Raw genomic sequence first — 24,980 nt, forward strand, 5'->3', positions numbered from 1 at the left:
GCGGCGAAATAAAAGAGAATTTCGCTAAAAAGGCAGGATTGATCGTGAAGACTTTTATAGTGATGAGTTTTGCAGGATTGGCTTTGGCTGCCTGTGCGCCTGCCATTCCTGACAGCGCAGCGCCCGATGCGGGCGCAGGCGTCGGCTTTGGCAATTATCAAGATTATGACGCCCAGCAGGCGGCGCGGGAGGCAAAGCTGAACGGCACGGCTCTGCCTGCGCCGAATGCTGTCAGTGCGGAAACGCTCGACACGGCGGCTTTGGCGGGCACGCCCGAGGGCGATCTGGCGTCAGAGGCCAGCGCGGTTCTGGACGCGACGCGCCCTGAGGGGCAGGTGCTTGAGGCCAGCCCCAGCAACCCGCCGCCAGCGGTGATCAATGCGGCGGGGATTTCGCAGGAAAACGATTTTGACGCCGTGGGCGCAGAACGCAGCATTGAGGCCGATGCGGCGCGGCGCGCGGCTTTGAAGGCGCAGTATCAGGATGTGACACCTACGGCGGTTCCGACCCGTTCGGGGCAGGGCGGGCCGAATATTGTGGAATATGCGCTCAGCACCTCAAACCCGCGCGGACAGGGGATCTATCGCCGTGTCGGACTGAATTTGCAGGCAAAATACACCCGCAACTGTGCGAAATATCCTGCGCCTGACTTGGCGCAAAGCGCGTTTTTGGCCAAAGGCGGGCCAGAGCGCGACCGTCTCGGGCTTGACCCTGACGGCGACGGCTATGCCTGCTCTTGGGACCCTGCGCCGTTTCGCGCGGCCAAAGCGGCGGGGCTGGCAGCGCGCCCAGAGGAGTGAGCGACAGCCTGAACATTTGCGATGTGAGATCGCCAAATCAGGGCGCGCGGCGAGAGGCTGCGCGCCCTGATTTGATTGTGATCCATTACACGGCCATGGAGAGCGCCGAGGCGGCGATTGCGCGGCTCTGTGCGCCTGAGGCTGAAGTTTCGGCGCATTATGTGATTTCGGAGCGCGGCCAGATCACCCGACTTGTGGCGGAGGAGAGCCGCGCCTGGCACGCGGGCGCGGGGCGCTGGGGGGATGTTAGGGATGTGAACTCGCGCTCGATCGGGATCGAGCTGGCCAACCGTGGCGATCATCCGTTTGGCGCGCCGCAGATGGCGGGGCTTGAGGCGCTGATGGCTGGGATTATGGCGCGTTGGGGCATTGGACCTGCGCGGGTGATTGGACATTCGGATATGGCGCCCGGGCGCAAGGGCGACCCCGGGGCGCGGTTTGACTGGGCGCGGCTGGCGCGCGGGGGGCTGTCTGTCTGGCCTGTTGCGGGGGCCGCTGGGCGCGGCGATTTTTACGCGGATGCGGCGCGGTTTGGCTATCCTGTCGGGGATGTGGAGGATGCGCTTGTGCTGGAGGCGTTTCGGTTGCGCTTCCGGCCTTGGGGGACGGGGGCGCTGAGCCGCGAGGATGCGGCTTTGATGGCGGATTTGGCGACCAAGTGGCCTGTGGCGCGCGACCCGCTTTGAGGGCTTGCGCCGCCTTTGGCGTCGCCCAGCCGGGGGGCGCTGCCCCCCCGTTTCAAACGCCTTGTGGCTTTTGAAACATCCCCCCCGGGATATTTTTTGCAAAAAGAAAGTCTGGATTGGGCGATTGACGGGCGCGGCGGGGCGTTCTATCTGGCGCAGGCGCGGAAGGCTGGGTGACCGCTGCGAGACATCTGCAAGCGGGTGCTCGCAGAGGAAAGTCCGGACTCCACAAGACAACGGTGCCGGGTAACGCCCGGGCAGGGCAACCTGACGGAAAGTGCCACAGAGAAGAGACCGCTTTGCAGGGATCGCGTGCGATGCTGCGGAGTAAGGGTGAAACGGTGGGGTAAGAGCCCACCGGGGGGCTGGCAACAGGCCTCGCATGGCAAACCCCACCGGGAGCAATGCCGAATAGGAACCTCGATATGGGCCGTCTTGGCTTTGAGGTTCGGGTTGGCAGCTAGAGGGGCGTTGGCAACAGCGCCTTGAGATGAATGGTCATCCAGAGCGGGGCAACCTGCTTGGACAAGATCCGGCTTATAGGCTTTCCGCGCGTTTTTCTGATGTGACCACGTAGAGACCCGCCAAGAGCAGGGCGGCGCCTGCGAGTTTGAGCGGTGTGGCGGTTTCGCCGACCACAAGGAGGGCGAGCGCCCAGGCTGTGAGCGGTTCGGCGAGGGCCAGTGTGACCGCTGTTGAGGCGGGCACCGATTTGAGGCCCCATGTGTAGAGCGCATAGGCCAGACCTGTGGAGCCGACCCCGAGCGCGAGCAATGTGGCGGGGGCTGTGCCTGTGAGCGCCCAGCCCCATGGAACAATTGCGAAGACCGGAGTCGTCATGAGGGCGGCGAGGGTGAAGGTGCTGGCGGCGATGGTGGCTGCGGGGGCCTTGGCGACCATTTTTGAGGAGGCGAGCGAGTAGCTGGCGTAGCTGAGGCCTGCGGCGGCAGCGAGCAGAAGGCCAAGCGGGGCGACGCCGCTCTCTGTGCCCGAGAGCACGAGGGCGGCGGCGCCTGTGATGGCAAGCGCCTGACCGAGGGCTTTGCGGCGGCTTGGCGCGCGGCGCAGCACCAGCGCGTCATAGGCGGCGACCCAGAGCGGGGCAGAGCCGATTGTGACTGCTGTGCCAAGGCCGACGCCCGCGCGGGCCACGGCGGCAAAGAAGAGCAGGTTGTAGGCGGCCATACCAAGGGCGGCGATGAGGAGCGGCGCTTTGGGCACATTGCGAAGGGCCGCGACAGCGCCGCGGGTCAGGCTTGCGAGCAGGAGCAGCGAGAGCGCCCCGATGGCGAGCCTCAGGGCACCGACCACGAGGGGCGCGCGGGTGTCGGGCAGAAAGCTCTGCAAGGTGCCTGTGGTGCCCCAGAGGATGGCGGCGGCCAGAATGGCGCAGAGGGCGAGAGCGGAGCTGTGTTTCATGCTGTCTTTTCGCGGCTTCTTTTGGGGGATGCAAAGCAAAATTATGGCTTCTGCGCGCTTTGCGGTTGACTCGGGCGCGGCGATCCTTAAAAGGCAGGCTTCAAGAGAATTCACGGGTCTGCAGCTGATTGCGAGACCCAGCCGCAGGAGAAGCCCAATGGCGAAGCCAACCACGATCAAAATCCGCCTGAACTCGACCGCAGGCACCGGCCACTTTTATGTGACCAAGAAGAACGCACGCACGATGACGGAAAAAATGTCTATTCGTAAATATGACCCCGTTGTGCGCAAGCACGTTGAATATAAAGAAGGCAAAATCAAGTAAGCCTTGAGTTTGACTTTGATGTGATTGGGCCGTTCCGTTTGGGGCGGCCTTTTTCTTTGCTTGGGGGTCTGGGCGCAGTGGCGTGCTTAGGTCTTTGAAGGAGCCGTCTTTGCGCGCAGGTATTGGCGCGGGCCGACCCCGCACGCAGGGTTTAGCGGGGGCCAGCCCCCGCACACAGGATATAGCGGGGGCCAGCCCCCGCGCCCCCGGGATATTTAGGGAAAGAAAAAGGCAGGAGAGGATTTGGGAATGGGTCGATTTGGACATCTTGTGCGGGCGGTTTTGTGTTGTGGTGTGGTGGCGGGCGGTGTTGCTGCGGGCGGGAGCGAGCGGATGATTGAGGATTTTAGCGGAACACCCGAGGCACGCTGGGCGTTTATTTCCGATCAGGTGATGGGCGGGGTGTCTACGGGCGCTGTGGCGCTGGAGCGCGAGGGGGCTCGGGGCTATCTGCATTTGACGGGTGATGTGAGCACGCAGAACAGGGGCGGCTTTATTCAGGCGCGCTTGACGCTGTCTGAGGCTTTGCCTGTGGAGGCAGAGGGGCTGGAGCTGACCGTGCGGGGCAACGGGCAGGCCTATTATATCCATATCCGCACGGGGGGCACGGTGCTGCCGTGGACCTTTTATCAGGCGCGGTTTGAGGCGGGGCAAGAGTGGAGCACTCTGCGGATTCCGTTTGCGAGCTTTAAGGCCGAGGGGCGGCTTTTGCGCAAGCAGCTCACGGCGGGGGCTGTGACGTCTATCGCTGTGGTGGCATACGGGCGCGACCATGCGGCGGATGTCTCTGTGGCGCGGATTGCGGCCTATTCAGGGGAGTAGGGTTTTGCGGCGAGCCACTTGAGGGGGGCTAGGCCAAAGCCGAGGGCTTAAACCGCTTCGTGGCTGCGCGCGGCTATGAGGGCGCAGAGAAGAGCGCTTGGTGTGATCCCGAGCGCTAGAGGCAGGGCAGAGGCGCGGGCAGAGGCGCGGGCCAAGGCAGGCGAGAGGCCGTCTTATTGTGTGGCCTAGGACAAAAGAAAAGGGCCAGCGCGGTGGCTGGCCCTTTGGCTTTGATCAATAGCGTGTTGCTCAGTCGCGCGGCATGAAGAGGAACATGATCGAGCGGAACATTGCGATGAAGCTGATGTAGAGTTGCAGCGCGCCGATGATGGCGGCTTTTTCAAGGAACAGCTCTGCCTCTTGGCCGCCATGCTGGCGCGCGCCGAGGTAGGTGTTTTTGATGTCCTGTGTGGAGGTCGCTGTGAGCACGGCGAAGACGCCGAGGATTGCGAGGTTCATCCACCATGCGCCTGCTGCGCCCATGCCGCCTGTGAAGAAGCTGAACATGGCGACGGCTACAATGCCCCAAGCCATCATTGTGGCGACCTGGCCGATGGGGCCGAGGTTGCGCTTGGTGAGGTAGCCTGTGAGGCTGAGGCCGAGGAAGGCAATCGCCGTGTAGAGCAGCCCCATGATCACGCTGGACATGGAGAACATGATGAAGATCACCGAGAGCGACACGCCTGTGAGACCGGCATAGGCCCAGAAGATCAGATTGATACTGGCGACGCTGAGACGCTCGAACGCAAAGTTTGCGACCAGAACGAAGGCCAGCGGTCCAAAGATCACCGCGTAAACGATGGGTGGCACAAGCAAGACCTGCTGAGCGCCCGGGCTTTGGGCCACGATATAGGCCAAAGCAAAAGTCGCAAGAAGTGCGGCCGACATCAGGCCGTAGACCTTGTTCATATGGGCACGAAGCCCTTGGTCAATTGCGGCGTCATAGGTTTGCGCGCCGGAATGGACCGTGTTGTATTCTGCCATGTTAAAGCCTCCGAAGTTGCATAGGCGTTGTGTGGTTCTGCCTGTTCACAGAACCCTCGCTGTGAATATCGGTGAGGTGGGATGCTTTTTCAAGCATTACCGTTAGCGATTGTGTCGCGATTTGTGCGATTTTTTAGGGTGTGCTGCTCTAAATCGTGATCACGACCTTGCCTGTGGATTTGCGGGCGCGCAAAAGCTCCATGCCGGCGTTGGCCTCGGCGAGGGGCAGGCTGTGGCTCACGTGGGGTTTGATCTTGCCTCTGGCGTGCCACGCGACCAGCTCGGCGAGGCTTTCTGTGACAACGGCGGGGGCAAAGGCGAGGTAGCCGCCCCAGTAAAAGCCCATGACGGTGAGGTTTTTGACCAGAAGGATATTGGCAGGGATTTGGGGCACATCGCCTGAGGCAAAGCCTATCGTCAGGAGGCGCGCTTCGGGGTTGCAGGCGCGCAGGGCGGCTTTGAAGAGGTCGCCGCCGACGGGGTCATAGACCACATCTGCGCCGCCAAGGGCGCGCACGGCGTCGCGCAGATCGTCGGTTTCGGTGTCGATCAGGTGATCGGCGCCTGCGGCACGGGCAACGGCGAGCTTGTCTGCGCCGCGCGCGCAGGCAATGACGCGGGCGCCCATGAGCTTGCCGATTTCGACGGCTGTGAGGCCGACACCGCCCGCGGCGCCGAGCACAAGGAGGGTTTCGCCGGCTTTGAGGCCGGCTTTGTAGCCAAGCGCAACATGGCTTGTGCCATAGGCGACCTGAAGCGCGGCGGCCTCCGTCATATCGGCTCCCTCGGGCAAGGGGGTGACGCGGGCCGCGTCAAAACAGGCGTACTCTGCCAAGCCCCCCTGGCCGCCAAACACGATCACCGGCGTGCCGACGGCGGGGCCGCTGACGCCCTCGCCCAAGGCGTCGACAATGCCTGACACTTCCATGCCCATTGTGAAGGGGTAGGGCGGCGTATCCTGATAGCTGCCTTGCACCATGAGCAAATCGGCAAAGTTTAACCCGCAAGCTGAAACCTTGATGCGCAACTCGCCTTTGGCTGGGTTGGGGCGGGAAATCTCCTCAAGCTGGGGAAGTTGACCTTTGGTCATGCAACGTAAGGCGCGCATTGTGTTCTGGCTCATGATCGGGGCTCCTTTGACTTTATTTCAAGCAGTTTGGCGCGAATTTGGCGGGTTTTCCAGCCGATAGTGCACCTGCCGTTAGGGAAAGCGAAACCCCTTAAAATTAGGGGAAAATGAGCGTAAAGCAGCTCAGGACAGAGGCGCTGCGGGCGCAAGCTTGACAAATGACCGAGCAAAACGCGTAATGCGTGTGTGAAAGGGTTTGTTTAGCTTTATGCGGTAGTTTCCCCGTGATGTGCACTCTGGTGATCAAGAATTTGTGTTTGTTTTTGCGGCCCAATTGGGTATCCCTGCCAAGGCCCTGCGGCTCTGAGCCTGTCAACCGATTGGCGGCTTGGGCGTTTTGAGTGTATGAGTAAGAATTGAGGAGTAAAAAATGGCGCATCCTGTCGACGTTCATGTAGGAAAACGAGTGCGGCATCGCCGCTGGCTGGTTGGCATGACACAACAGCAACTGGCCGAGAAAGTCGGCATCAAGTTCCAACAGATCCAGAAATACGAAACGGGCGCAAACCGTATCAGCGCCTCGCGGCTTTGGGATATTTCCGAAGTTCTGGATGTGCCTGTGTCTTTTTTCTTCGAGGGCTTGGATGTGGTGCCAGCCGCTGCGGACAAGGGCGAAAGCCTGCCATCGGATTTGATGGGCGACAAAGAGGCGATGGAGCTGATCCGCTCTTATTATGCCATCCCGGAAAACCAGCGCAAACGCCTGTTTGATCTGGCGCGGGTCTTGAGCGACGTGGCCTAAGCAGGCCAAGACACGCCAGGGCTTGCACCCGATGGGCAAGCGGCGGCATACTGCGCGAGGAGCGTTTTGAGGGAGCTGGAGGCAGGTCTTTTGCAAAACGCGGCAGGGGGCGCTTATGCAGCAGCATGAAATAGACGGTATTGTCACCACAGCACACGTGCTGGCGGAGGCCGCACGGGGCAGTGTTCTGCCCTATTTTCGCGCCTCCGATCTGAGCGCGGACAACAAGCTCTCTAACGGGTTTGACCCCGTAACCGAGGCCGACCGCGCGGCAGAGCGGGCCATGCGCAAGGTTCTGGCGGATCTGCGGCCAGAGGACGCCATTATCGGCGAGGAATTTGGCGTAGAGACGGGGGCCTCGGGGCTGACTTGGGTGCTTGATCCGATTGACGGGACGCGGGGCTTTTTGGCCGGCACGCCAACTTGGGGTGTGCTGATTTCGCTCTGCGATGCGAGTGGCCCGATTTTTGGTATGATCGATCAGCCCTATGTGGGCGAACGCTTTTGGGGCGGGTTTGGTGCGGCCCAGATGACTGGGCCGATGGGCAACAGGCCTTTGCGGGTGCGCGGCAACCGTGTGCTTGGCGAGGCGGTTTTGTTTACGACCTTCCCAGAAGTTGGCAGCCCGAGCGAGCGCGCGGGCTTTGAGGCGGTGGCGCAGCAGGTCAAGCTGACGCGCTTTGGCATGGATTGTTATGCCTATGCACTTCTGGCGGCGGGGCATATCGACCTTGTGATTGAAGCGGGGCTGTCAAATTATGACATCTGCGCGCCCATCGGGCTGATTGAGGCGGCGGGCGGGATTGTCACCGACTGGCAGGGCGGCAAAGCCCATGAGGGCGGGCGCGTTCTGGCGGCGGCGGGGCAAGAGCAACACGCGGCGGCGCTTGAGATTCTCTCGCGCTTTTCTTGAGCTTGATAATGCGTTAGGCTAGGCGGGCGCGCTTCTCGGCCCTTTTCCAGTGCGCCCTGTTTTGAGCAGATGAGGGGGCACCTGAAAGAGGGGCTTTATGCGCGAAACACTACTCCGCGGCGCGGACCATATTCTGACCATGAACGACAGGCGCGAGGAGCTGCGTGGCGCGGATATTTTGATCCGCGATGGCGTGATTGCGGCTGTGGGGCACGGGCTTACGACAGAAGGCAGCGTGCTTGACGCGGCGGGCTGTGTTGTCACCCCTGGTCTCGTGAACACGCACCATCATCTCTATCAGAGCCTCACCCGCGCGGTGCCCGGTGGGCAGGATGCGCTTTTGTTTGGCTGGCTCCAGACGCTCTATCCGATCTGGGCCAAATTCGGCCCTGAGGAGATGTTTGTGAGTGCGCAAGTCGGGCTGGCGGAGCTGGCCTTGACGGGCTGCACCATGAGCTCGGACCATCTTTATCTCTATCCCAACGGATCACGGCTTGATGACACAATTGCGGCGGCAGCCGAAGTTGGCCTCAGGTTTCACCCGACGCGCGGCGCTATGAGCATTGGCGAGAGTGACGGCGGATTGCCGCCCGACAGTCTGGTGGAACGCGAAGCCGATATTCTGGAGGATTGTATTCGCGTGATTGACGCGCACAACGATGCCCGCGAGGGGGCGATGGTGCGGGTCGGGGTTGCGCCGTGCTCGCCGTTTTCGGTGAGCCGTGAGCTGATGCGCGACGCTGCCATTCTGGCGCGCGACAAGGGCGTGATGCTGCACACCCATTTGGCGGAAAATGACGAGGATGTGGCCTATAGTCTTGAGAAATTCGGCTGTCGCCCCGGGCAATATGCCGAAGATCTGGGCTGGACGGGGCCAGATGTCTGGCACGCGCATTGCGTGAAGCTTGACGGTCAGGAGATTGATTTATTTGCCCGTTCCGGGACGGGCGTGGCGCATTGCCCGTGCTCGAACTGCCGCCTTGGCTCAGGGATTGCCCCTGTCAGGGCGATGCGCGATGCGGGGGTGAAGGTCGGCCTTGGGGTCGATGGCTCGGCGAGCAATGACACGGGGCAGATGATGGCGGAAGCGCGCCAAGGGATGCTGTTGCAGCGGGTCGCCAAGGGCGCCGATGCGATGAGCGCGCGCGAGGCGCTTGAGATTGCCACGCGCGGCGGCGCAGAGGTGCTCGGGCGCCACGATTGTGGGCAGATCGCGGTTGGAAAACGGGCAGACATTGCGCTTTGGGACACCCGCGGCATTGAGAGTGCGGGCAGCTGGGACCCTGCTGCGCTGTTGCTGGCGGGGCCAACGCGGGTGAAGGATTTGTTTGTGGAGGGGCGCCATATTGTGCAGGACGGGCAGATGCCGCATCTTGACCTTGGGGGCATTGTTGCGCGCCAAAACAGGCTGGCGCAAAAAATGATGGGCTAGAATCCGTGTCATGAGGCCGCTGAAACCGCGATTCACCGATTGCCCCTGTGGCGGCTTGTGCTTAGGTTGTGGGCAAGTGAACGGGGGGCTGATTTGAGCGATTTCGAGACCGAAACATTCGAGCCGGACGACGAGGTATACGAGCTAAGCCGCCGTGACGTGGACGCTGTTCTGGAGGCTGTGGAAGCGGGCGCGCGCGATGAGCTGATTGCGCTCATGGAGCCTATGCACGCGGCCGATATTGCGGATTTGCTCGAACAGATCGGCTCGGGCGAGCGTTATGCGCTGATCGAGCTTTATGGGGTCGAGTTTGACGGGGAAATTCTGTCGGAGCTGGACGAGAGCATCCGTGAGGATGTGATTGCCGCGCTGCGCCCCGAGGTTCTGGCCGAGGCGGTGCGCGAGCTTGAATCTGATGATGTGGTCGACCTTCTGGAAGACCTTGAGCAGCCCCAGCAGGACGCCATTTTCAGCGCGCTGGATGATGCGGATGCGATGGTGGCGCGTCAGGCGCTGAGCTATCCTGAGGAATCTGCGGGCCGGATGATGCAGCGCGAGGTTGTTGCGGCGCCCGAGCATTGGAGCGTCGGCGATGTGATTGATTTCATGCGCTCCTCGGAGGACCTTCCAGAGCAGTTTTATCATGTGGTTCTGGTCGATCCGCGGATGCACCCTGTGGGCAATGTCACGCTGGGGCGCATTATGGGCGCGCCGCGCAAGCAGCCTTTGAGCGATCTCACCGAAGAGGTCTTCCAGATTATCCCTGTCGATCAGGACGAGGGCGATGTGGCCTATGCGTTTAACCAGTATCACCTGATTTCGGCGCCTGTTGTGGACGATGAGGGGCGGCTTGTGGGCGTGATCACGATTGATGACGCGATGGTTGTTCTGGATGAGGAACATGAAGAAGATATCTTGCGCCTCGCGGGTGTGGGCGAAGGAAGCCTGACCGACCGTGTGATCAGCACGACGAAGCGGCGCTTTCCGTGGCTGGCGGTGAACCTTGTCACGGCTGTTCTGGCCAGCCTTGTGATTGCCCAGTTTGAAGGCGTGATCAGCGACTTCGTGGCGCTGGCGGTTTTGATGCCGATTGTGGCCTCGATGGGGGGCAACGCGGGCACCCAGAGCCTCACTGTGGCGGTGCGCGCGATTGCCACGAAAGATTTGACCGGATCCAACGTCTGGCGGGTGATCCGCCGTGAAGTGCTTGTGGGCGCGGTCAACGGGGCGATCTTTGCGCTGGTGATGGGGGTTGTGTGTCTGCTGTGGTTCTCCTCGGCCCTGTTGGGGGGGGTGATCGCGGCGGCGATGGTGATCAATCTGGTGGTCGCAGGATTTGCGGGCACGGTTATCCCTGTTGCTTTGGAGAAGGCGGGGGTTGATCCTGCGCTTGCTTCGGGGGCGTTTGTGACCACGGTGACAGATGTGGTCGGGTTTTTTGCCTTCCTTGGATTGGCAGCATGGGTGTTGATATGAGCGATTTGAGTGAGGCCAAGGCGGCGGCGCGCAAGGCGGCATTTCTGCGGCGCAAGGCGGCGTTTGAGATCGCAGGCAAGGCGCAGGCGGGCTATCTTTCGGAAGTTTTGGCGGGGCACCGAGGCGTGGCTTTGTCGGGCTTTATGCCGATCAGAACCGAGATCGACCCACTGGCGGCGATGGAAGAGGCGGCGGCGCATGGGCCTGTCGGAGTGCCCGTCATTCAGGGGGCGGGGCAGGCACTCAAGTTTGCCCGATGGGAACCTGATTGTGCGCTTGTCGAGGGGCCGTTCAAGGCGATGATTCCGGCGCAGCTTGATTATTTTGAGCCTGAAATTTTGATTGTGCCGCTGGTGGCGTTTGACCGCCAAGGCGGGCGGCTTGGCTATGGCGGCGGGTTTTATGACCGCACGCTGGAAGGGCTGCGCGCCAAACGGGCGACGCTGGCGATCGGCTTTGCTTTTGCGGCGCAAGAGGCTGAGGGGCTGCCGCTTGAGGCCACCGACCAAGCGCTCGATATGATCGTGACGGAGCGCGGGATTATCACCGTGTGAAGCCCTTTTTCAGGGCGCGCCCACCCGCCCGCCCTGCGCCCTTCAAAAGGGCTGCCTCCGGCGGGGATATTTAGAGAAAGAGGAAGGGCTGGAGCATGAGCCATGCGCATGATTTTGACGCCAAGGTGGTCTGGACCGGCAATCAGGGCACGGGCAACGCGCGTTATAGAGGCTATGCGCGCACTTGGGAGGTGCGCACGCCCGGCAAGCCTGTGATTAAATGCTCTAATGATCCGCTTTTGGGCGGCGATCCGCGCCTGCACAACCCCGAAGATATGCTGATTGCGGCGCTATCGGCCTGTCATATGCTTTGGTATTTGCATCTGGCGCATGAGGCGGGGGTTGTTGTGCTTGGATATGAGGATGACCCTGTGGGGCATGGCGAGAGCGAGGCCAGCGGTGCGGGGCGGTTTGTGAGTGCGGAGTTGCGTCCGCGTATCACTGTGGCGGCGGGCACGGACCTTGCCTGCGCCGAGGCTGTGCATCACGAGATTGGCAAAGTCTGCTTCGTTGCGCGCTCTGTGGCCTTTCCAGTCAGCCATAAGGCGCGATACGTGATTGCATAAGGTGGCCCTGCGGCCTATGGGTTTGGCATGAAAATACTATTTCTCGGAGATGTTATGGGCCGCGCAGGGCGGCGTGCTGTGAGCGAGAGGCTTGCGGGCTTGCGCGCGGCGTGGGGGCTTGATTTTGTTGTGGTGAATGGCGAAAACGCCAGCAACGGAATGGGCTTGAGCGAAGAGCACGCCAAGGCGCTTTTGGAGGCGGGTGCGGATTGCCTGACCCTTGGCGACCATGCGTTTGACCAAAAAGATATGTTGCAATTCATCAGCCGCGAGCCGCGTATCCTGCGCCCAATCAATTTTGCCAAGGGGGCACCCGGCGCTGGGGCGCGGGTCTTTCAGGACGGGCGGGGGCGCAAGATTTTGGTGGCGCAGGTCTTGGGGCAGGTCTTTATGAAGCGCGCTTTTGAAGACCCGTTCGGGCAGATTGAAACAGTGCTGAAGACCCATGTTCTGGGTGGCGCTGTGCAGGCGGCGATTGTTGATATTCACTGTGAGGCCACCTCGGAAAAGATGGCGATGGGGCATTATTGCGACGGGCGTGCGAGCCTTGTTGTGGGCACTCATACGCACGTGCCGACGGGGGATGCGCAGATTTTGCCCAAAGGGACGGCCTATCTGACCGATGCGGGGATGTGTGGCGATTATCTCAGTGTGATCGGGATGGAGAAGGCCGAGCCGATGCGCCGTTTTGTGACAGGGATGTCCAAGAGCCGTTTCACGCCTGCGACCGAAGAGGCCACGCTGTCTGGCGTTTATGTGGAGACCGATGACCGCACGGGCAAGGCACTCAAGGTGACGCCTGTGCGGATTGGCGGGCGGCTTCAGGAGAGCGCGCCTTGAGCCGCAACTGGTGGCCGATGCTTGCGCTCCTTGTCATGGGGGCGGGTTGGGGCATCACCTCGCCTTTGTCAAAAATCGCTGTGTCGAGCGGGCATCAACCGCTTGGGCTTGTCTTTTGGCAGATGGTGATCGGGGCGGTTTTACTCGGCGCGATTGTTTTGGTGCGCGGCGGGCGGCTGGCGCTGGGGCGCAGGCAGATTGTGCTTTATCTCGCGATTGCGCTTCTGGGGACGATCCTGCCGAACACGGCGAGTTACCGTGCGGCGGCGCATTTGCCCGCAGGGGTCATGTCGATTGTGATTGCTATGGTGCCGATGTTTGCCTTTCCCGTTGCTTTGGCGTTGGGGCAGGACCGCTTTAGCGCCGCGCGGCTTCTGGGGCTGGGTCTTGGGCTTGGCGGCGTGGCGCTATTGGTGGGGCCAGAGGCAAGCCTGCCTGAGAGTGCTATGGTGGCTTTTATACCACTGGCGCTGATTGCGCCGTTTTTCTACGGGCTTGAGGGCAATTTTGTTGGCAAATTTGGCACGGCGGGGCTTGATCCGATTGAGGTTTTGTTTGGGGCGTCGGTCTTTGGTGCGGTTTTGAGCCTGCCATTGGCGCTCGGGTTTGGCCATTGGGTCAGCCCGTTGAACGGCTTCGGGGCCGCCGAGGGCGCCCTTGTGCTCAGCTCGATTGTCCATGCGTTTGTTTATGCGGGCTATGTCTGGCTTGTGGGGCGGGCGGGCGCTGTTTTTGCGGCGCAGGTTTCGTATCTCGTCACCATCTTTGGGGTAGGTTGGGCTATGTTGATCCTTGGGGAGGCCTATTCCGGCTATATTTGGGGCGCTTTGGGGTTGATGCTTTTGGGGATGTTCCTTGTGCAGCCGCGCGACAGAGAAGAGCTTGCGGCTTAGGCCATAAGGGACGACAATAGGGTAACGAGTGAATAGGGGCGTGAGTGGATGGGTTTTTTTGAACTGAGCCAAACGGTGCAGGCGGCTTTGGCGCTCTTGGTCGTGCTGGGGATGTTTGCGCTTTTTGTGCGCGAAACCTATCCGGCCGAGGTTGTGGCGATTGCGGGTGCGGCCTTGATGCTTGTTCTGGGGCTGTTGCCTTATGAAAACGCGCTTGAGGTCTTGTCAAACCCTGCGCCCTGGACAATCGCGGCGATGTTTATTGTGATGGGTGCTCTGGTGCGCACGGGGGCGTTGGAGGCCTTTACCTCTATTGCGGACAAGCTTGCGCTGACCAGCCCTGCGTTGGCGATTGGCTTGTTGATGGGGTTTGTTGTTCTGGCGTCGGCTGTGGTGTCTAACACGCCTGTTGTGGTCGTGATGATCCCTGTTTTTGTGCAGCTCGCCAAAACCATGGGGCTGTCGGCCTCCAAGCTTTTGATCCCTTTGTCCTATGCGGCTATTCTGGGCGGCACCCTGACGCTGATCGGGACATCGACCAACCTGCTTGTCGATGGTGTGGCACGTGCGGGCGGGCTCGCGGCGTTCAGTATTTTTGAGGTGACGCCTTTGGGGATCGCTTTGGTGATCTGGGGGATGGTTTACCTGCGCTTTATTGCGCCTTTGCTTCTGCCAGATCGTGACAGCTTGGCGAGCTTGCTGAGCAACCGCTCGAAAATGAAGTTTTTCACCGAGGCGGTGATCCCGGCGGAGAGCAATCTGATTGGTCGTGAGGTCTCCGGGGTGCAGCTGTTCAAGCGTGATGGTGTGCGCCTGATTGATGTTATTCGCGGGGATGCCTCGCTCAGGCGCAATCTGGCGGGCGTGAGCCTGCAGGTCGGAGACCGTGTGGTCTTGCGCACCGAGATGACCGAGCTTTTGAGCTTGCAACGCAACAAGGAGCTCAAGCGGGTGGATCAGGTTTCGGCTGTGGAAACGACCACTGTCGAGGTGCTCATCACGCCTGGGGCAAAGATGGTCGGGCGGCAACTGGGAGCGATGCGCTTGCGGCGGCGCTACGGGGTCTATCCGCTGGCGGTGCATCGTCGCAACCAGAACATCGGGCGCCAGCTGGACGAGCTGATTGTGCGCGTCGGGGACACGCTTTTGCTGGAGGGGGCACCCGACGACATTCACCGTCTGGCAGCCGATATGGACCTTGTGGAAGTGAACCAACCTCAAGCAAAAGCCTTTCGCAGAGGGCACGCGCCTTTGGCCATCGGGGTTTTGATTGCGCTTGTCGCGTTGGCGGGCTTTGGCGTGGCACCGATCTTTTTTCTGGCCATTCTGGCGATCGCGGTTGTGCTTTTGTCGCGCTGTATTGATGCAGATGAAGCCTTCTCCTTTGTCGACGGACGCTTGCTGGCCCTGATTTTTGCGATGTTGGCGATTGGTGCGGCCTTGCAGGCGACGGGGGCTGTTGAGCTGATTGTCGGAGCGATTGCGCCGCTGCTCTCGGTTTTGCCGCCGTTTCTGATTGTCTGGGCGATTTATCTGCTCACCTCTGTGTTGACCGAGCTTGTCAGCAACAATGCGGTAGCTGTTGTGGTGACGCCCGTGGCCATTGGGGTGGCGGATGCGCTTGGGATTGATGCGCGCCCTCTTGTGGTGGCTGTGATGGTGGCGGCGAGCGCCTCCTTTGCAACGCCGATCGGCTATCAGACCAATATGCTGGTCTATGGACCCGGGGGCTACAAATTTACCGATTTTATGCGCGTCGGGATCCCGCTCAATCTCTCGGTCGGGCTTTTGGCCTCTGCGCTGATCCCGCTTCTCTGGCCTCTCTAAGCCCTTTTTCTTTCTCTAAATATCCTGGGGGTCTGGGGGCAAAGCCCCCAGTGGGTCAGATTGCGCGCAGCGCAATTTGAAACAGGCTTACAAAGGCCAGAAGAGAAGAATGAGCGGGATCGAAACACACACCACAATGATCTCCAAAGGCAGACCCATTCGCCAGTAATCGCCAAAGCGATACCCGCCCGGGCCAAGGATCAGGGTGTTGTTTTTATGGCCAATGGGTGTGAGGAAGGCCGAGCTGGCCGCGACGGCGACGGCCATGAGAAACGGGTCGGGGGAGACGTCGAGCGCACGGGCCATTTCGATGCCGACGGGGGCCGCGACAATCGTTGTGGCGGTGTTGTTGAGCACATCCGAGAGCGTCATGGTGACGAGCATCAGCACAGTAAGGATCGCCCAGGCGGGCATGGCGTCGGTAAAGCTTAGAAGGGCGCCGGCTAGAAGCTCGGTTCCGCCCGAGTTTTCGAGGGCCGCGCCCAGCGGGATCATGGAACCGAGCAGCACGACGACCGGCCAGTTGATATGGTCATAAAGCTCGCTCAGCGGCAAAATCTTGAAGAGGATATAGGCCACCACTACAATGCCAAGGGCGATCGGCAGATAGACAAGCCCCACCGAGGCGGCGGCCACAGCGGCCACGAAAAGCCCTATGGCGAGCCATGTTTTGCTGTCTTGGGTGACTGCGAGGCCACGGTCGGCCAGTGGCAGGCCACCGAGCCAGTCTGTCACGTCGGGGCCTGTGCCTTTGGGCACGAGCAGAAGCAGGATGTCGCCTGGCGCGACTTTGGTTTTTCGGATCTGGCTGGTGATCTTTTTCCCTGCACGCGAAATGCCCATCAGCACGGTTTGTTTGCGCCACGAGAGGCCGATGCTGAGCGCTGTTTTGCCAGCGATCCGCGCCTCAGAGGTGACCACAACTTCGATGAGATCAAGGCCTTCGCCTGTTGCTTTGACGCGCTCTTCGCGCGCGCTTTCCGCAAAGGCGAGGCCCAAGGTGGCGCGGAACTCGTCCAGTGCTTCGGGCGCGGCCTCAAGCACAAGCACATCCCCCGCTTGCAAGAGGGAGTTGCGCGCCGCACCGTAGCGCCGCTTGCCTGCGCGCATGAGGCCAAGAAGGGCGACATCTGCGGCTTCGGCGGCCTCTTCAAGTTCGCCAAGCCGTTTGCCGATCTGTTTTGAGCCTTCGGGAACTGTCAGCTCGGCAATAAAGGGCGACATATCACCAACGGCTTTGAGCGCATCCTCCCGATTGGGGATCAACCGCCAGCCAATGAGGGCGACAAAGACCAGCCCTGCGATGGCCGTCAGCCCGCCAACAGGCGCAAAGTCAAACATTGAAAACGGCGCGCCGACGGCGTCTTCGCGGATTGAGGCGATGATAATATTGGGCGGGGTGCCGATCAGTGTGGCCATGCCGCCCAGAATGGTTGCGAAGCTGAGGGGCATCAGCGACAGGCCTGGCGCGCGGCCCGCCTTGCGCGCGGTCTGGATATCGACAGGCATAAGCAGGGCGAGGGCGGCAACATTGTTCATAAAGCCTGAGAGCAGGCCGCCGACTGTGCCCATGATCGCGATATGGGCGCCAAGCGAGCGGGTGCTATCCACCAAGGTGCGGGTGATGAGATAGATGGCGCCCGAGCGCACGAGGCCCGCAGACACGACCAGCACCAGCGCGACGACGAGCGTTGCAGGGTGACCAAAGCCGTCAAAGGCGTGTTTGGTCTCGACCACGCCAAGCACGACACCCAGCATGAGGGCCGCGAAGGCCACGAGGTCATAGCGCCAGCGGCCCCAAAGGAGGAGCGCAAAGACACCCGCGAAGAGCGAGAAGAGAATGATTTGATCCTGTGTCATTGTGAAAGCTTATCGCGCAGCGCAGGTCTAGGAAACGGGAAAACGCGCGCCTTGGCATCAAACAGCTCACAGTGCGAAACCGTTTTTTTGCAGTATTTCAAAGGCACTGTTGCTCGAATGGTTGAACCCGACCGCCTCCATCACTTATAGAAGGCCAAACAACAGTCTTCATGATCGGGAGCTTATCATGGCCGGCCACAGCAAATGGGCAAATATTCAACACCGCAAAGGGCGTCAGGACAAGCTGCGCTCCAAGCTTTTTTCCAAGCTCTCAAAAGAGATCACCGTGGCCGCCAAGATGGGCGACCCTGACCCAGAGAAGAACCCGCGCTTGCGCATGGCAGTGAAGGAAGCCAAGGGCCAGTCCATGCCCAAGGACAATATCGAACGTGCGATCAAGAAGGCCGTGGGCGGCGAAGGCGAGGCCTATGAGGAAATCCGCTATGAAGGCTATGGCCCCAATGGCGTTGCTGTGATTGTCGAGACGATGACAGACAACCGCAACCGCACGGCCAGCAATGTGCGCTCGCTCTTTACCAAATGCGGTGGCAACCTTGGCGAGACAGGCTCTGTTGGCTTCATGTTCGACCGGAAAGGGGCTGTGAGCTATGCCGCCTCTGTTGGCGATGCGGACACCGTTATGATGGCAGCGATCGAGGCGGGCGCTGAAGATGTGGAAAGCACGGACGAGGGGCATTTGATCTGGTGCGCGGACACCGACCTGAACGACGTTTCAACAGCGCTTGAGGCCGAGCTTGGCGAGAGTGAGAGCACCAAGTTGATCTGGCGGCCCAGCATCAGCACCGAGATGGGCTTTGAGGATATGCAAAAGCTCATGAAGCTTGTGGACGCGCTGGAAGATGATGACGATGTGCAGACTGTGACGACGAATTTTGAAGCCTCTGACGAGGTGATGGCGCAGCTGAACGAAGAGTGAGGCGCGCCGCAACATAAGGGGCGACTGATGCAGGCAGCGTTTGCGGGTTTTGCCCTTGGATTTTCCCTCATTCTTGCGATCGGGGCGCAGAATGCCTTTGTTTTGCGGCAGGGCATTCGTCGCGAGTATGTGTTTGCAACCTGTCTGACCTGTGCTGTCTCGGACGCGATTTTGATCGCGGTGGGGGTTGCCGGATTTGGGGCGCTGGCGCAGGCTGTGCCTTGGCTGGAAATAGTGATGCGCTACGGCGGGGCGGCGTTTCTTTTTTGGTATGGGGCGCGTAACTTTCACGCCGCTTGGCAAGGTGGCGAAGCGCTGCAGACGCAAGGCAAGGCCAAGGCCTCGCTGAAGGCTATTTTGGCGACTGTTCTTATGCTGACCTGGCTCAATCCGCACGTCTATCTGGATACGGTTGTTTTGCTTGGCTCGATCAGCGCAGGTTGGGACGACAAGTTGAGCTTTGCGCTGGGCGCGATGAGCGCGAGTTTTGTTTTCTTTTTTTCGCTTGGCTACGGCGCACAATTTCTCACGCCGGTTTTTGCACGGCCAAGGGCGTGGCAAATTCTGGATGCTTTTGTCGGGCTGACCATGTGGGCGATTGCGGCGAAACTTGTGCTTTAGGTTCGCTTTTGCGCTTGAAGCCTCTCGCGCAACGTGGCTTCATTAACAGATGAATGATCCGCAGACACATCGGCCTGTGCAGGGTGTTTTCTGGATGTTTGTCACAGGGCTTCTGTTTGTCGCTGTGACGGCTCTGGTCAAATACAATGGCACGCGTATTCCAGCCGCGGAGTCGGCTTTTCTGCGCTATGCGATGGGGCTGGTTTTTCTGCTGCCGATGATCAATGCGATGCGCCAAAGCACGCTCACGCGGCGGCAGCACAAGCTCTTCTGGCTGCGCGGGGTCGCCCATACGGGCGGTGTTGCGCTTTGGTTTTATGCGATGGCGCGGATCCCGATCGCGGATGTGACGGCGATGAACTATCTCACGCCTGTCTATGTGACGCTTGGCGCGGCGCTTTTTCTGGGCGAGACGCTGGCGCTGCGGCGGATTCTGGCGGTGATTGCGGCGCTGATCGGTGCCTTGATTATTTTGCGCCCGGGGTTTCGCGAGGTGGGCACCGGACATTTGGCTATGCTGTTTGCTGCGGTTTTCTTTGCGACCTCCTATCTGGTGGCGAAGCTGATGTCGGATGAAACTAACCCTGCGGTTGTGGTTACGATGCTGTCGATTACGGTCACCATCGGGCTTGCGCCGCTGGCGCTTGCCAATTGGGTGACGCCGACTGGGGGAGAGCTGGCTGTGCTGTTTGCTGTCGCGGCTTTGGCAACTGCGGGGCATTACACCATGTCGATGGCTTTTGCGGCCGCGCCTGTGACGGTGACCCAGCCTGTGAGCTTTTTGCAGCTCGTCTGGGCGGTCTTGCTGGGGGCTGTCGTCTTTGGTGAGGGGGTTGATCCTTGGGTTGTCACGGGGGGCGTGGTGATTATCGGCTCGATTGCGTTTATCACTATGCGGGAAGCGGTCTTGAAGCGTAAAATCCGCACGCCTGCTGTGCCTGCGACCAAGTTCTAAGCGCAAGGCGCGCTTTGCGCACAGGGTGGTTTGCGTTCAGGCCACGCAGGCCTTGGGGCGCTGCCCCAAACCCCGGGATATTTATAGAAAGAAAAAGCAGGGTCGTTGAGCCGAGGCGCTCTAGCTTTTGGGGGTCAGGAGGCGCTTGAGAAGGGCGGTTTTTGTGACCTCGCCGAGGGCTTTGCCTTTGTGCATGACTTTGACGGGGGTGTCGCTGTTTTGGAAAAGTGGCATGAGGGCTGCGAGCTTTTCGGCGGCGTCTATTTCACCTGTGGCGGTGGCGCCGAGCGGCACCATGACGTCGCGGGCGGTGAGCACGCCGAGCGGGTTCATATGGGCGACGAAATCGGCCACATAGGCATTGGCGGGGTGGGTGTATATCTCTTGGGGTGTACCGCATTGGACGATCCTGCCACCGTCCATGATGGCGATACGGCCCCCGATTTTGAAGGCCTCATCCAGGTCATGACTGACAAAAATAATCGTGCGCCCAAGGCGCGCTTGCAGCTCCAGAAGTTCGTCTTGCAGGCGGGTGCGGATCAGGGGGTCGAGGGCTGAAAACGGCTCGTCCATCAAGAGGATCGGAGCCTCTGTGGCAAAGGCGCGGGCGAGGCCGACCCGCTGTTGCATCCCGCCTGACAGCTCGGCGACTTTGTGATTGGCCCAGTCGGAGAGGCCGACGAGGGCGAGTTGTTTTGTGACTGTTGCGGCGCGCTCCGAGGCCGTTTGACCGCCCAGCTCAAGGCCGAGGCCGACATTTTCGGCCACTGTGCGCCACGGCAGCAGACCGAAGCTTTGGAACACCATTGAAATCTGGCTGAGGCGCAGCTCTCGTAGGGCTTTAGGAGAGGCGTTTGTCACGGAGGTGATGCCGGCGGTTGCATTGATTTGGACGTCACCGCGCACCACGGGATTGAGACCATTGACGGCGCGCAGGAGGGTTGATTTGCCCGAGCCCGACAGCCCCATGAGCACCAGAATTTCGCCTTGCTCAACATCAAGGGAGCAATCATGCACACCCAGCACCTGACCAGTGCTGGCCTGAATTTGGGCGCGACTTTGGCCTGCGTCCATCAAGGGGAGCGCTTGCTTGGGGGCGTCTCCAAAAACGATTGAGACATTTTGGAAGCTGACGGCGGTTTGCTGGGTCATGCGGGGGTCTCCACGCGGAGCATTCGATCAAGGGCGATGGCAACGGCAACAATCACGAGGCCGCTTTCAAAACCGAGGCCGGCATTGACCGTGTTGAGCGCGCGCACAACTGGGACGCCGAGGCCATCAGCCCCCACAAGGGCGGCGATGACGACCATGGAGAGCGAGAGCATGATGGTCTGGTTGAGGCCTGCCATAATCTGGGGCAGGGCGGAGGGAAGCTCGACCTTCCAGAGCAGCTGGCGCGGGGTGGCGCCAAAGGCGCGCGCGGCTTCGATCAACGTGACGGGGGTGCGAGAGATGCCAAGGTGGGTCAGGCGGATGGGGGCGGGGAGCACGAAGATAAAGGTGGCGACGAGGCCGGGCACCATGCCGATCCCGAAGAGGACGATCATCGGGATGAGATAGACGAATGTCGGGATGGTTTGCATCATATCCAGAACAGGCAGGATCGCTTTGTAGACACGGGGGCGGTGGGCTGCGAATATGCCGATGGGGATGCCGACGCCCATACAGAACAGCCCTGCAAAAAAGATCAGCGCGAGGCTTTCTGTTGTTTCTTCCCAGTAGCCCTGATTGATCACGAAGGCAAAGCAGAGCGCGACCAGAACGGTGCGGCCGAGGGTGCGCTGAAGCGCCCATGTGAGCGCGGCAAAGAGCGCGACCATGATGTAGGGGTGTGGGAATTGAAGCAGGCTCAAAAGGCCGTCAATCGAGGCGCTGAGCACGGTTTCCAAAGTGTCAAAGCCGGCACCGAAGTTGACAATCAGCCAGTCAAAGCCTGAGGCAATGGTCTTTCCGACCTCAAGCTTGCCGTCCTTCGCGATCAGCGCACTGAACCATGGAGATGTCATCGGATGCTTTCTTTTGGGGGGCAGATATGGCGCGGCACTCAGGCGTGGCGGCGGGGCTTTGAGGCCCCGCCATTGTTGGTTTAGAGGCCGAGTGCGGCCTTGAGGGCGGCCTCGGCATCGCCGCCATCTTTTGTGGTGACGCCTGCGAGCCAAGCCATGGCCGTGTCAGAGTTGGCTTTGAGCCAAGCGGTTGCGGCCTCCTTGGGGTCGGTTCCATCGTTCAGGATCGCGCCCATGATCTCATTTTCCATGGCGAGGGTGAACTTGAGATTGCCCAAAAATGCGCCAAGGTTGGCACAGTCGCTGGCAAAGCCTGCGCGGGTGTTTGTATAGACGGTGGCACCGCCAAGGTCGGGGCCGAAAAAGTCATCGCCGCCTGTGAGGTACCCCATGTCGAAGTTGGCATTCATTGGGTGTGGCTCCCAGCCGAGGAAGATGATCGGCTCGCCTTTTTTGCTCGCACGGTCAACTTGTGAAAGCATCCCCTGCTCGGAGCTTTCGGCAACTTCGAAGCCCTTGAGGCCGAAGGCATTGTCGTCAATCATCGACTGGATCAGGCGGTTGCCATCATTGCCAGGCTCGATCCCGTAGATTTTGCCCTCAAGGGCATCGATATGTTTGGCAATATCTGCAAAATCCTTGATGCCCATATCCATCGCGGCTTTGTTCACGGCGAGGGTGTATTTGGCGCCTTCCAGATTTTCGCGCAGGGTCTCGACAGTGCCGGCCTCGCGGTAGGGGGCAATATCGGCTTCCATGGTTGGCATCCAGTTGCCGAGGAAGACGTCGATATCGCCTTGGGCCATAGCTGTATATGTCACGGGCACAGATAAAAGCTTGATGTCTGTTTCATAGCCGAGGGCTTCCAGAACGGCCGTTGTGGCGGCTGTTGTCGCGGTGATGTCGGTCCAGCCGACATCAGAGAATGTGACTTTGTCACATTGGCCTTCGGCCATGGCGGATGTGGCCGCAAAGAGCGCAAGTGCGGATAGGGAATACTTCAGGTTCATACTAAACTCCTGTGGGTGACGTTTTTATTGATTGACGCGTCAATAAAAACCTAACAGTCTCGGCAAGGCAACTGAATTGGACCTCTCTCATGCCGAAACTTGGAATGGAGCCTATTCGAAGACAGGCTCTGGTGAAAGCCACTATTGCCGAAATTGGCGCGCATGGCACGCTTGATGTGACTGTTAGTCAGATCGCGCGGCGGGCCGGGATGTCGAGCGCCTTGGCGCATCACTACTTTGGCGGCAAGGAGCAGATATTTGTAGCGGCGATGCGCTACACGATGGGCGTCTATGCGGCCGAGGTGCGCGGGGCGCTGGCGATGGCGGATAGGCCTGCGGAGCGGGTCGAGGCTATTGTGCGGGCGTCTTTTTCCAGCCGCAATTTTCGCACGGAGACGGTTGCGGCTTGGATGAACTTTTATGTTCTGGCGCAGGTTTCGCCCGAGGCCAAGCGGCTGCTCAATGTCTATCACCGCCGCCTGCGCTCCAATCTGGCACATGGGGTGCGCCCTTTGGTGGGAGGGCAGGCCGAGATGGTTGCCAGCCGTGTGGCGGGGTTGATTGACGGGGTTTATTTGCGCCAGTCCTTGGGCGAAAGCGCGCCGAATGGTGCGCGCGCTGTTGAACAGATTATGGGATATGTCCAGCTCGAGCTGGGCCAGAGGGAGAACACATGAGCAAACCGAATATTCTGATCATTATGGTCGATCAGCTCAACGGCACGCTTTTTCCAGACGGGCCAGCTGAGTGGCTTCATGCGCCGAACTTGAAGGCACTGGCGGCGCGTTCGACCCGTTTTAAAAACGCATATACCGCCAGTCCGCTCTGTGCGCCGGGGCGGGCGGCGTTTATGTCGGGACAGTTGCCAAGCGCTACAGGTGTTTATGACAACGCGGCGGAGTTTGCTTCAAGCATCCCCACTTATGCGCACCATTTGCGCCGTGCGGGCTATCAGACGTGCCTCTCGGGCAAGATGCATTTTGTCGGGCCAGACCAGCTCCACGGCTTTGAAGAGCGCATGACCACGGATATTTACCCCCCTGATTTTGGCTGGACGCCCGACTACCGCAAGCCTGGCGAGCGGATTGACTGGTGGTATCACAATATGGGGAGCGTCACGGGGGCGGGCGTCGCCGAGATCACCAACCAGCTCGAATATGACGACGAGGTCGCCTATCACGCCAAGCGCAAGATTTATGACTACGGGCGCGGGCTGGATGCACGGCCATGGTGTCTGACGGTGAGCTTTACCCACCCGCATGACCCTTATGTGGCGCGCAAGAAATATTGGGATTTGTATGAGGACTGCGCGCATCTTCTGCCTGACGTGCCGGCACTGGACTATGAAGAGCACGATGCCCATAGCAAGCGTATTTTTGACGCCAATGACTGGCGCTCGTTTGACATCACTGAAGACGACATCCGCCGCTCGCGGCGCGCGTATTTTGCCAATATTTCCTATCTCGATGACAAGATTGGCGAGATCATTGAGGCGCTTGAGGCCACACGGCAAGAAGCGACGATCCTGTTTGTCTCCGATCACGGCGATATGCTGGGCGAGCGCGGCTTGTGGTTCAAGATGAGTTTTCTGGAAGGCTCCGCACGGGTGCCGATGATGATTGCGGCGCCACAGATGGAGGCGGGTCTGGTTAAAACGCCTGTGAGCAATATTGATGTCTGCCCCACGCTCTGTGACCTTGCAGGGGTGAGTATGGCTGAGGTCATGCCTTGGACCACGGGGGAAAGCCTTGTGACGCTCGGCCAAGGGGGCGAGCGGAAAAGCCCTGTGGCGATGGAATATGCCGCGGAGGCGAGTTATTCGCCGCTGGTGTGCTTGCGCCAAGAGCGCTGGAAATACACCAATTGCGCGCTTGATCCTGAACAACTGTTTGACATGGAGGCCGACCCGCACGAGCGGCACAATCTGGCCGGTGTGCGCGCGCATTCCGAGGTGCTGGAACGCTTTCGCATGATGGCGGCGGAGCGCTGGGATCTGGAAGAGTTTGACGCAGATGTGCGCCAGAGCCAAGCGCGGCGATGGATCGTTTATGAGGCGTTGCGCGAGGGCGGGTATTTTCCTTGGGATTACCAACCGCTGCAAAAGGCCAGCGAGCGCTATATGCGCAACCACATGGATTTGAACGTCCTTGAAGAAAACCAACGGTTCCCAAGGGGCGAATAAA

At 60.3% G+C, this 24,980-nt stretch carries 24 protein-coding genes, 1 other RNA gene and 1 pseudogene; 19 read left to right on the plus strand and 7 right to left on the minus strand.

Translation table 11 applies throughout. From position 1 onward, the window contains the following. Positions 1 to 44: 44 nt before the first annotated feature. The 3 genes from ACTF58_RS06840 (at position 45) to rnpB (ending at position 2,042) form a co-directional block, all read left to right on the plus strand. Positions 45 to 800: a hypothetical protein gene (locus ACTF58_RS06840; protein ID WP_438991229.1), complete on the plus strand. Its 756-nt coding sequence runs from the start codon at positions 45 to 47 to the stop codon at positions 798 to 800. A 23-nt stretch (positions 801 to 823) separates the two neighbouring features. Further along, positions 824 to 1,486, plus strand: a complete 663-nt coding sequence (locus ACTF58_RS06845; protein WP_438991230.1) for an N-acetylmuramoyl-L-alanine amidase — start codon at positions 824 to 826, stop codon at positions 1,484 to 1,486. Positions 1,487 to 1,647: 161 nt separating this feature from the next. Further along, positions 1,648 to 2,042, plus strand: an RNA gene (gene rnpB, locus ACTF58_RS06850) — RNase P RNA component class A. 68 nt (positions 2,043 to 2,110) lie between these two features. Here the strand turns inward: rnpB and ACTF58_RS06855 are convergent. Next, positions 2,111 to 2,905: pseudogene (locus tag ACTF58_RS06855) on the minus strand (DMT family transporter); the annotation flags it as partial. Positions 2,906 to 3,062: 157 nt separating this feature from the next. On the opposite strand from ACTF58_RS06855, the gene rpmG reads away from it, so the two are divergent. Both rpmG and ACTF58_RS06865 read left to right on the plus strand, forming a co-directional pair. Beyond that, the gene (gene rpmG, locus ACTF58_RS06860; RefSeq protein WP_274961353.1) at positions 3,063 to 3,230 is read left to right on the plus strand and encodes a 50S ribosomal protein L33; all 168 of its coding nucleotides are present in this window, start codon (positions 3,063 to 3,065) and stop codon (positions 3,228 to 3,230) included. Between the two features lie 249 nt (positions 3,231 to 3,479). After that, positions 3,480 to 4,052 (plus strand): CIA30 family protein, encoded by a 573-nt coding sequence (locus ACTF58_RS06865; RefSeq protein ID WP_438991231.1) that lies wholly within the window; start codon positions 3,480 to 3,482, stop codon positions 4,050 to 4,052. Positions 4,053 to 4,301: 249 nt separating this feature from the next. Here the strand turns inward: ACTF58_RS06865 and ACTF58_RS06870 are convergent, their stop codons facing one another. Further along, on the minus strand, positions 4,302 to 5,036 hold the full coding sequence (locus ACTF58_RS06870; RefSeq protein ID WP_438991232.1) for a Bax inhibitor-1/YccA family protein: 735 nt from the start codon (positions 5,034 to 5,036) through the stop codon (positions 4,302 to 4,304). Between the two features lie 148 nt (positions 5,037 to 5,184). Continuing rightward, the gene (locus ACTF58_RS06875) at positions 5,185 to 6,144 is read right to left on the minus strand and encodes an NADPH:quinone oxidoreductase family protein (RefSeq protein WP_438991279.1); all 960 of its coding nucleotides are present in this window, start codon (positions 6,142 to 6,144) and stop codon (positions 5,185 to 5,187) included. 391 nt (positions 6,145 to 6,535) lie between these two features. On the opposite strand from ACTF58_RS06875, the gene ACTF58_RS06880 reads away from it, so the two are divergent. The 9 genes from ACTF58_RS06880 (at position 6,536) to ACTF58_RS06920 (ending at position 15,408) form a co-directional block, all read left to right on the plus strand. After that, the gene (locus ACTF58_RS06880; RefSeq protein ID WP_438991233.1) at positions 6,536 to 6,907 is read left to right on the plus strand and encodes a helix-turn-helix domain-containing protein; all 372 of its coding nucleotides are present in this window, start codon (positions 6,536 to 6,538) and stop codon (positions 6,905 to 6,907) included. Between the two features lie 115 nt (positions 6,908 to 7,022). Beyond that, entirely contained in the window at positions 7,023 to 7,820 is a 798-nt protein-coding gene (gene hisN, locus ACTF58_RS06885; RefSeq protein WP_438991234.1) for a histidinol-phosphatase, read from the plus strand. A 97-nt stretch (positions 7,821 to 7,917) separates the two neighbouring features. After that, positions 7,918 to 9,252: an 8-oxoguanine deaminase gene (locus ACTF58_RS06890; protein ID WP_438991235.1), complete on the plus strand. Its 1,335-nt coding sequence runs from the start codon at positions 7,918 to 7,920 to the stop codon at positions 9,250 to 9,252. 93 nt (positions 9,253 to 9,345) lie between these two features. Further along, positions 9,346 to 10,728 carry a magnesium transporter gene (gene mgtE / locus ACTF58_RS06895; RefSeq protein WP_438991236.1) on the plus strand — a complete coding sequence of 461 codons (1,383 nt, stop codon included), beginning with the start codon at positions 9,346 to 9,348 and terminating at the stop codon, positions 10,726 to 10,728. Further along, positions 10,725 to 11,282: a 5-formyltetrahydrofolate cyclo-ligase gene (locus ACTF58_RS06900; RefSeq protein WP_438991237.1), complete on the plus strand. Its 558-nt coding sequence runs from the start codon at positions 10,725 to 10,727 to the stop codon at positions 11,280 to 11,282. The genes mgtE and ACTF58_RS06900 overlap by 4 nt, the downstream gene beginning before the upstream one ends. Before the next feature lie 95 nt (positions 11,283 to 11,377). Beyond that, positions 11,378 to 11,848, plus strand: coding sequence for an OsmC family protein (locus ACTF58_RS06905; protein ID WP_438991238.1), 471 nt, complete (start codon positions 11,378 to 11,380; stop codon positions 11,846 to 11,848). 27 nt (positions 11,849 to 11,875) lie between these two features. Further along, positions 11,876 to 12,688 carry a TIGR00282 family metallophosphoesterase gene (locus tag ACTF58_RS06910; protein ID WP_438991239.1) on the plus strand — a complete coding sequence of 271 codons (813 nt, stop codon included), beginning with the start codon at positions 11,876 to 11,878 and terminating at the stop codon, positions 12,686 to 12,688. Then, complete coding sequence (locus ACTF58_RS06915; protein WP_438991240.1) at positions 12,685 to 13,581, plus strand: DMT family transporter; 897 nt, start codon at positions 12,685 to 12,687, stop codon at positions 13,579 to 13,581. Before ACTF58_RS06910 ends, ACTF58_RS06915 begins: the two co-directional genes overlap by 4 nt. A 48-nt stretch (positions 13,582 to 13,629) precedes the next feature. After that, a complete protein-coding gene (locus tag ACTF58_RS06920; RefSeq protein ID WP_438991241.1) occupies positions 13,630 to 15,408 on the plus strand; it encodes an SLC13 family permease in 1,779 nt (592 codons plus the stop codon). 87 nt (positions 15,409 to 15,495) lie between these two features. On the opposite strand, the gene ACTF58_RS06925 is transcribed toward ACTF58_RS06920, so the two are convergent. Next, positions 15,496 to 17,268 (minus strand): SLC13 family permease, encoded by a 1,773-nt coding sequence (locus ACTF58_RS06925; protein ID WP_438991242.1) that lies wholly within the window; start codon positions 17,266 to 17,268, stop codon positions 15,496 to 15,498. Between the two features lie 187 nt (positions 17,269 to 17,455). Here ACTF58_RS06925 and ACTF58_RS06930 point away from each other — a divergent pair, with 187 nt between their 5' ends. The 3 genes from ACTF58_RS06930 to ACTF58_RS06940 are packed head-to-tail and all read left to right on the plus strand — an operon-like array spanning position 17,456 to position 19,781. Continuing rightward, the gene (locus ACTF58_RS06930; RefSeq protein WP_438991243.1) at positions 17,456 to 18,205 is read left to right on the plus strand and encodes a YebC/PmpR family DNA-binding transcriptional regulator; all 750 of its coding nucleotides are present in this window, start codon (positions 17,456 to 17,458) and stop codon (positions 18,203 to 18,205) included. Between the two features lie 27 nt (positions 18,206 to 18,232). Next, entirely contained in the window at positions 18,233 to 18,826 is a 594-nt protein-coding gene (locus ACTF58_RS06935) for a LysE/ArgO family amino acid transporter (RefSeq protein WP_438991244.1), read from the plus strand. 49 nt (positions 18,827 to 18,875) lie between these two features. Beyond that, entirely contained in the window at positions 18,876 to 19,781 is a 906-nt protein-coding gene (locus ACTF58_RS06940; RefSeq protein WP_438991245.1) for a DMT family transporter, read from the plus strand. A gap of 120 nt (positions 19,782 to 19,901) precedes the next feature. On the opposite strand, the gene choV is transcribed toward ACTF58_RS06940, so the two are convergent. The 3 genes from choV to choX form a co-directional block, all read right to left on the minus strand. Continuing rightward, positions 19,902 to 20,933 carry a choline ABC transporter ATP-binding protein gene (gene choV, locus ACTF58_RS06945; protein WP_438991246.1) on the minus strand — a complete coding sequence of 344 codons (1,032 nt, stop codon included), beginning with the start codon at positions 20,931 to 20,933 and terminating at the stop codon, positions 19,902 to 19,904. Continuing rightward, positions 20,930 to 21,787 (minus strand): choline ABC transporter permease subunit, encoded by an 858-nt coding sequence (gene choW, locus ACTF58_RS06950; protein WP_438991247.1) that lies wholly within the window; start codon positions 21,785 to 21,787, stop codon positions 20,930 to 20,932. The genes choV and choW overlap by 4 nt, the downstream gene beginning before the upstream one ends. 80 nt (positions 21,788 to 21,867) lie before the next feature. Next, positions 21,868 to 22,797, minus strand: coding sequence for a choline ABC transporter substrate-binding protein (gene choX, locus ACTF58_RS06955; protein ID WP_438991248.1), 930 nt, complete (start codon positions 22,795 to 22,797; stop codon positions 21,868 to 21,870). 89 nt (positions 22,798 to 22,886) lie between these two features. Between choX and betI the strand changes: the two genes are divergently transcribed. Together betI and betC are read left to right on the plus strand one after the other, a co-directional pair. After that, on the plus strand, positions 22,887 to 23,474 hold the full coding sequence (betI, locus tag ACTF58_RS06960; RefSeq protein WP_438991249.1) for a choline-binding transcriptional repressor BetI: 588 nt from the start codon (positions 22,887 to 22,889) through the stop codon (positions 23,472 to 23,474). Further along, complete coding sequence (betC, locus tag ACTF58_RS06965) at positions 23,471 to 24,979, plus strand: choline-sulfatase (protein WP_438991250.1); 1,509 nt, start codon at positions 23,471 to 23,473, stop codon at positions 24,977 to 24,979. The genes betI and betC overlap by 4 nt, the downstream gene beginning before the upstream one ends. Position 24,980 lies beyond the last annotated feature (1 nt).

The sequence above is a fragment of the Lentibacter sp. genome (assembly GCF_965657785.1).
GTDB lineage: Bacteria > Pseudomonadota > Alphaproteobacteria > Rhodobacterales > Rhodobacteraceae > Lentibacter.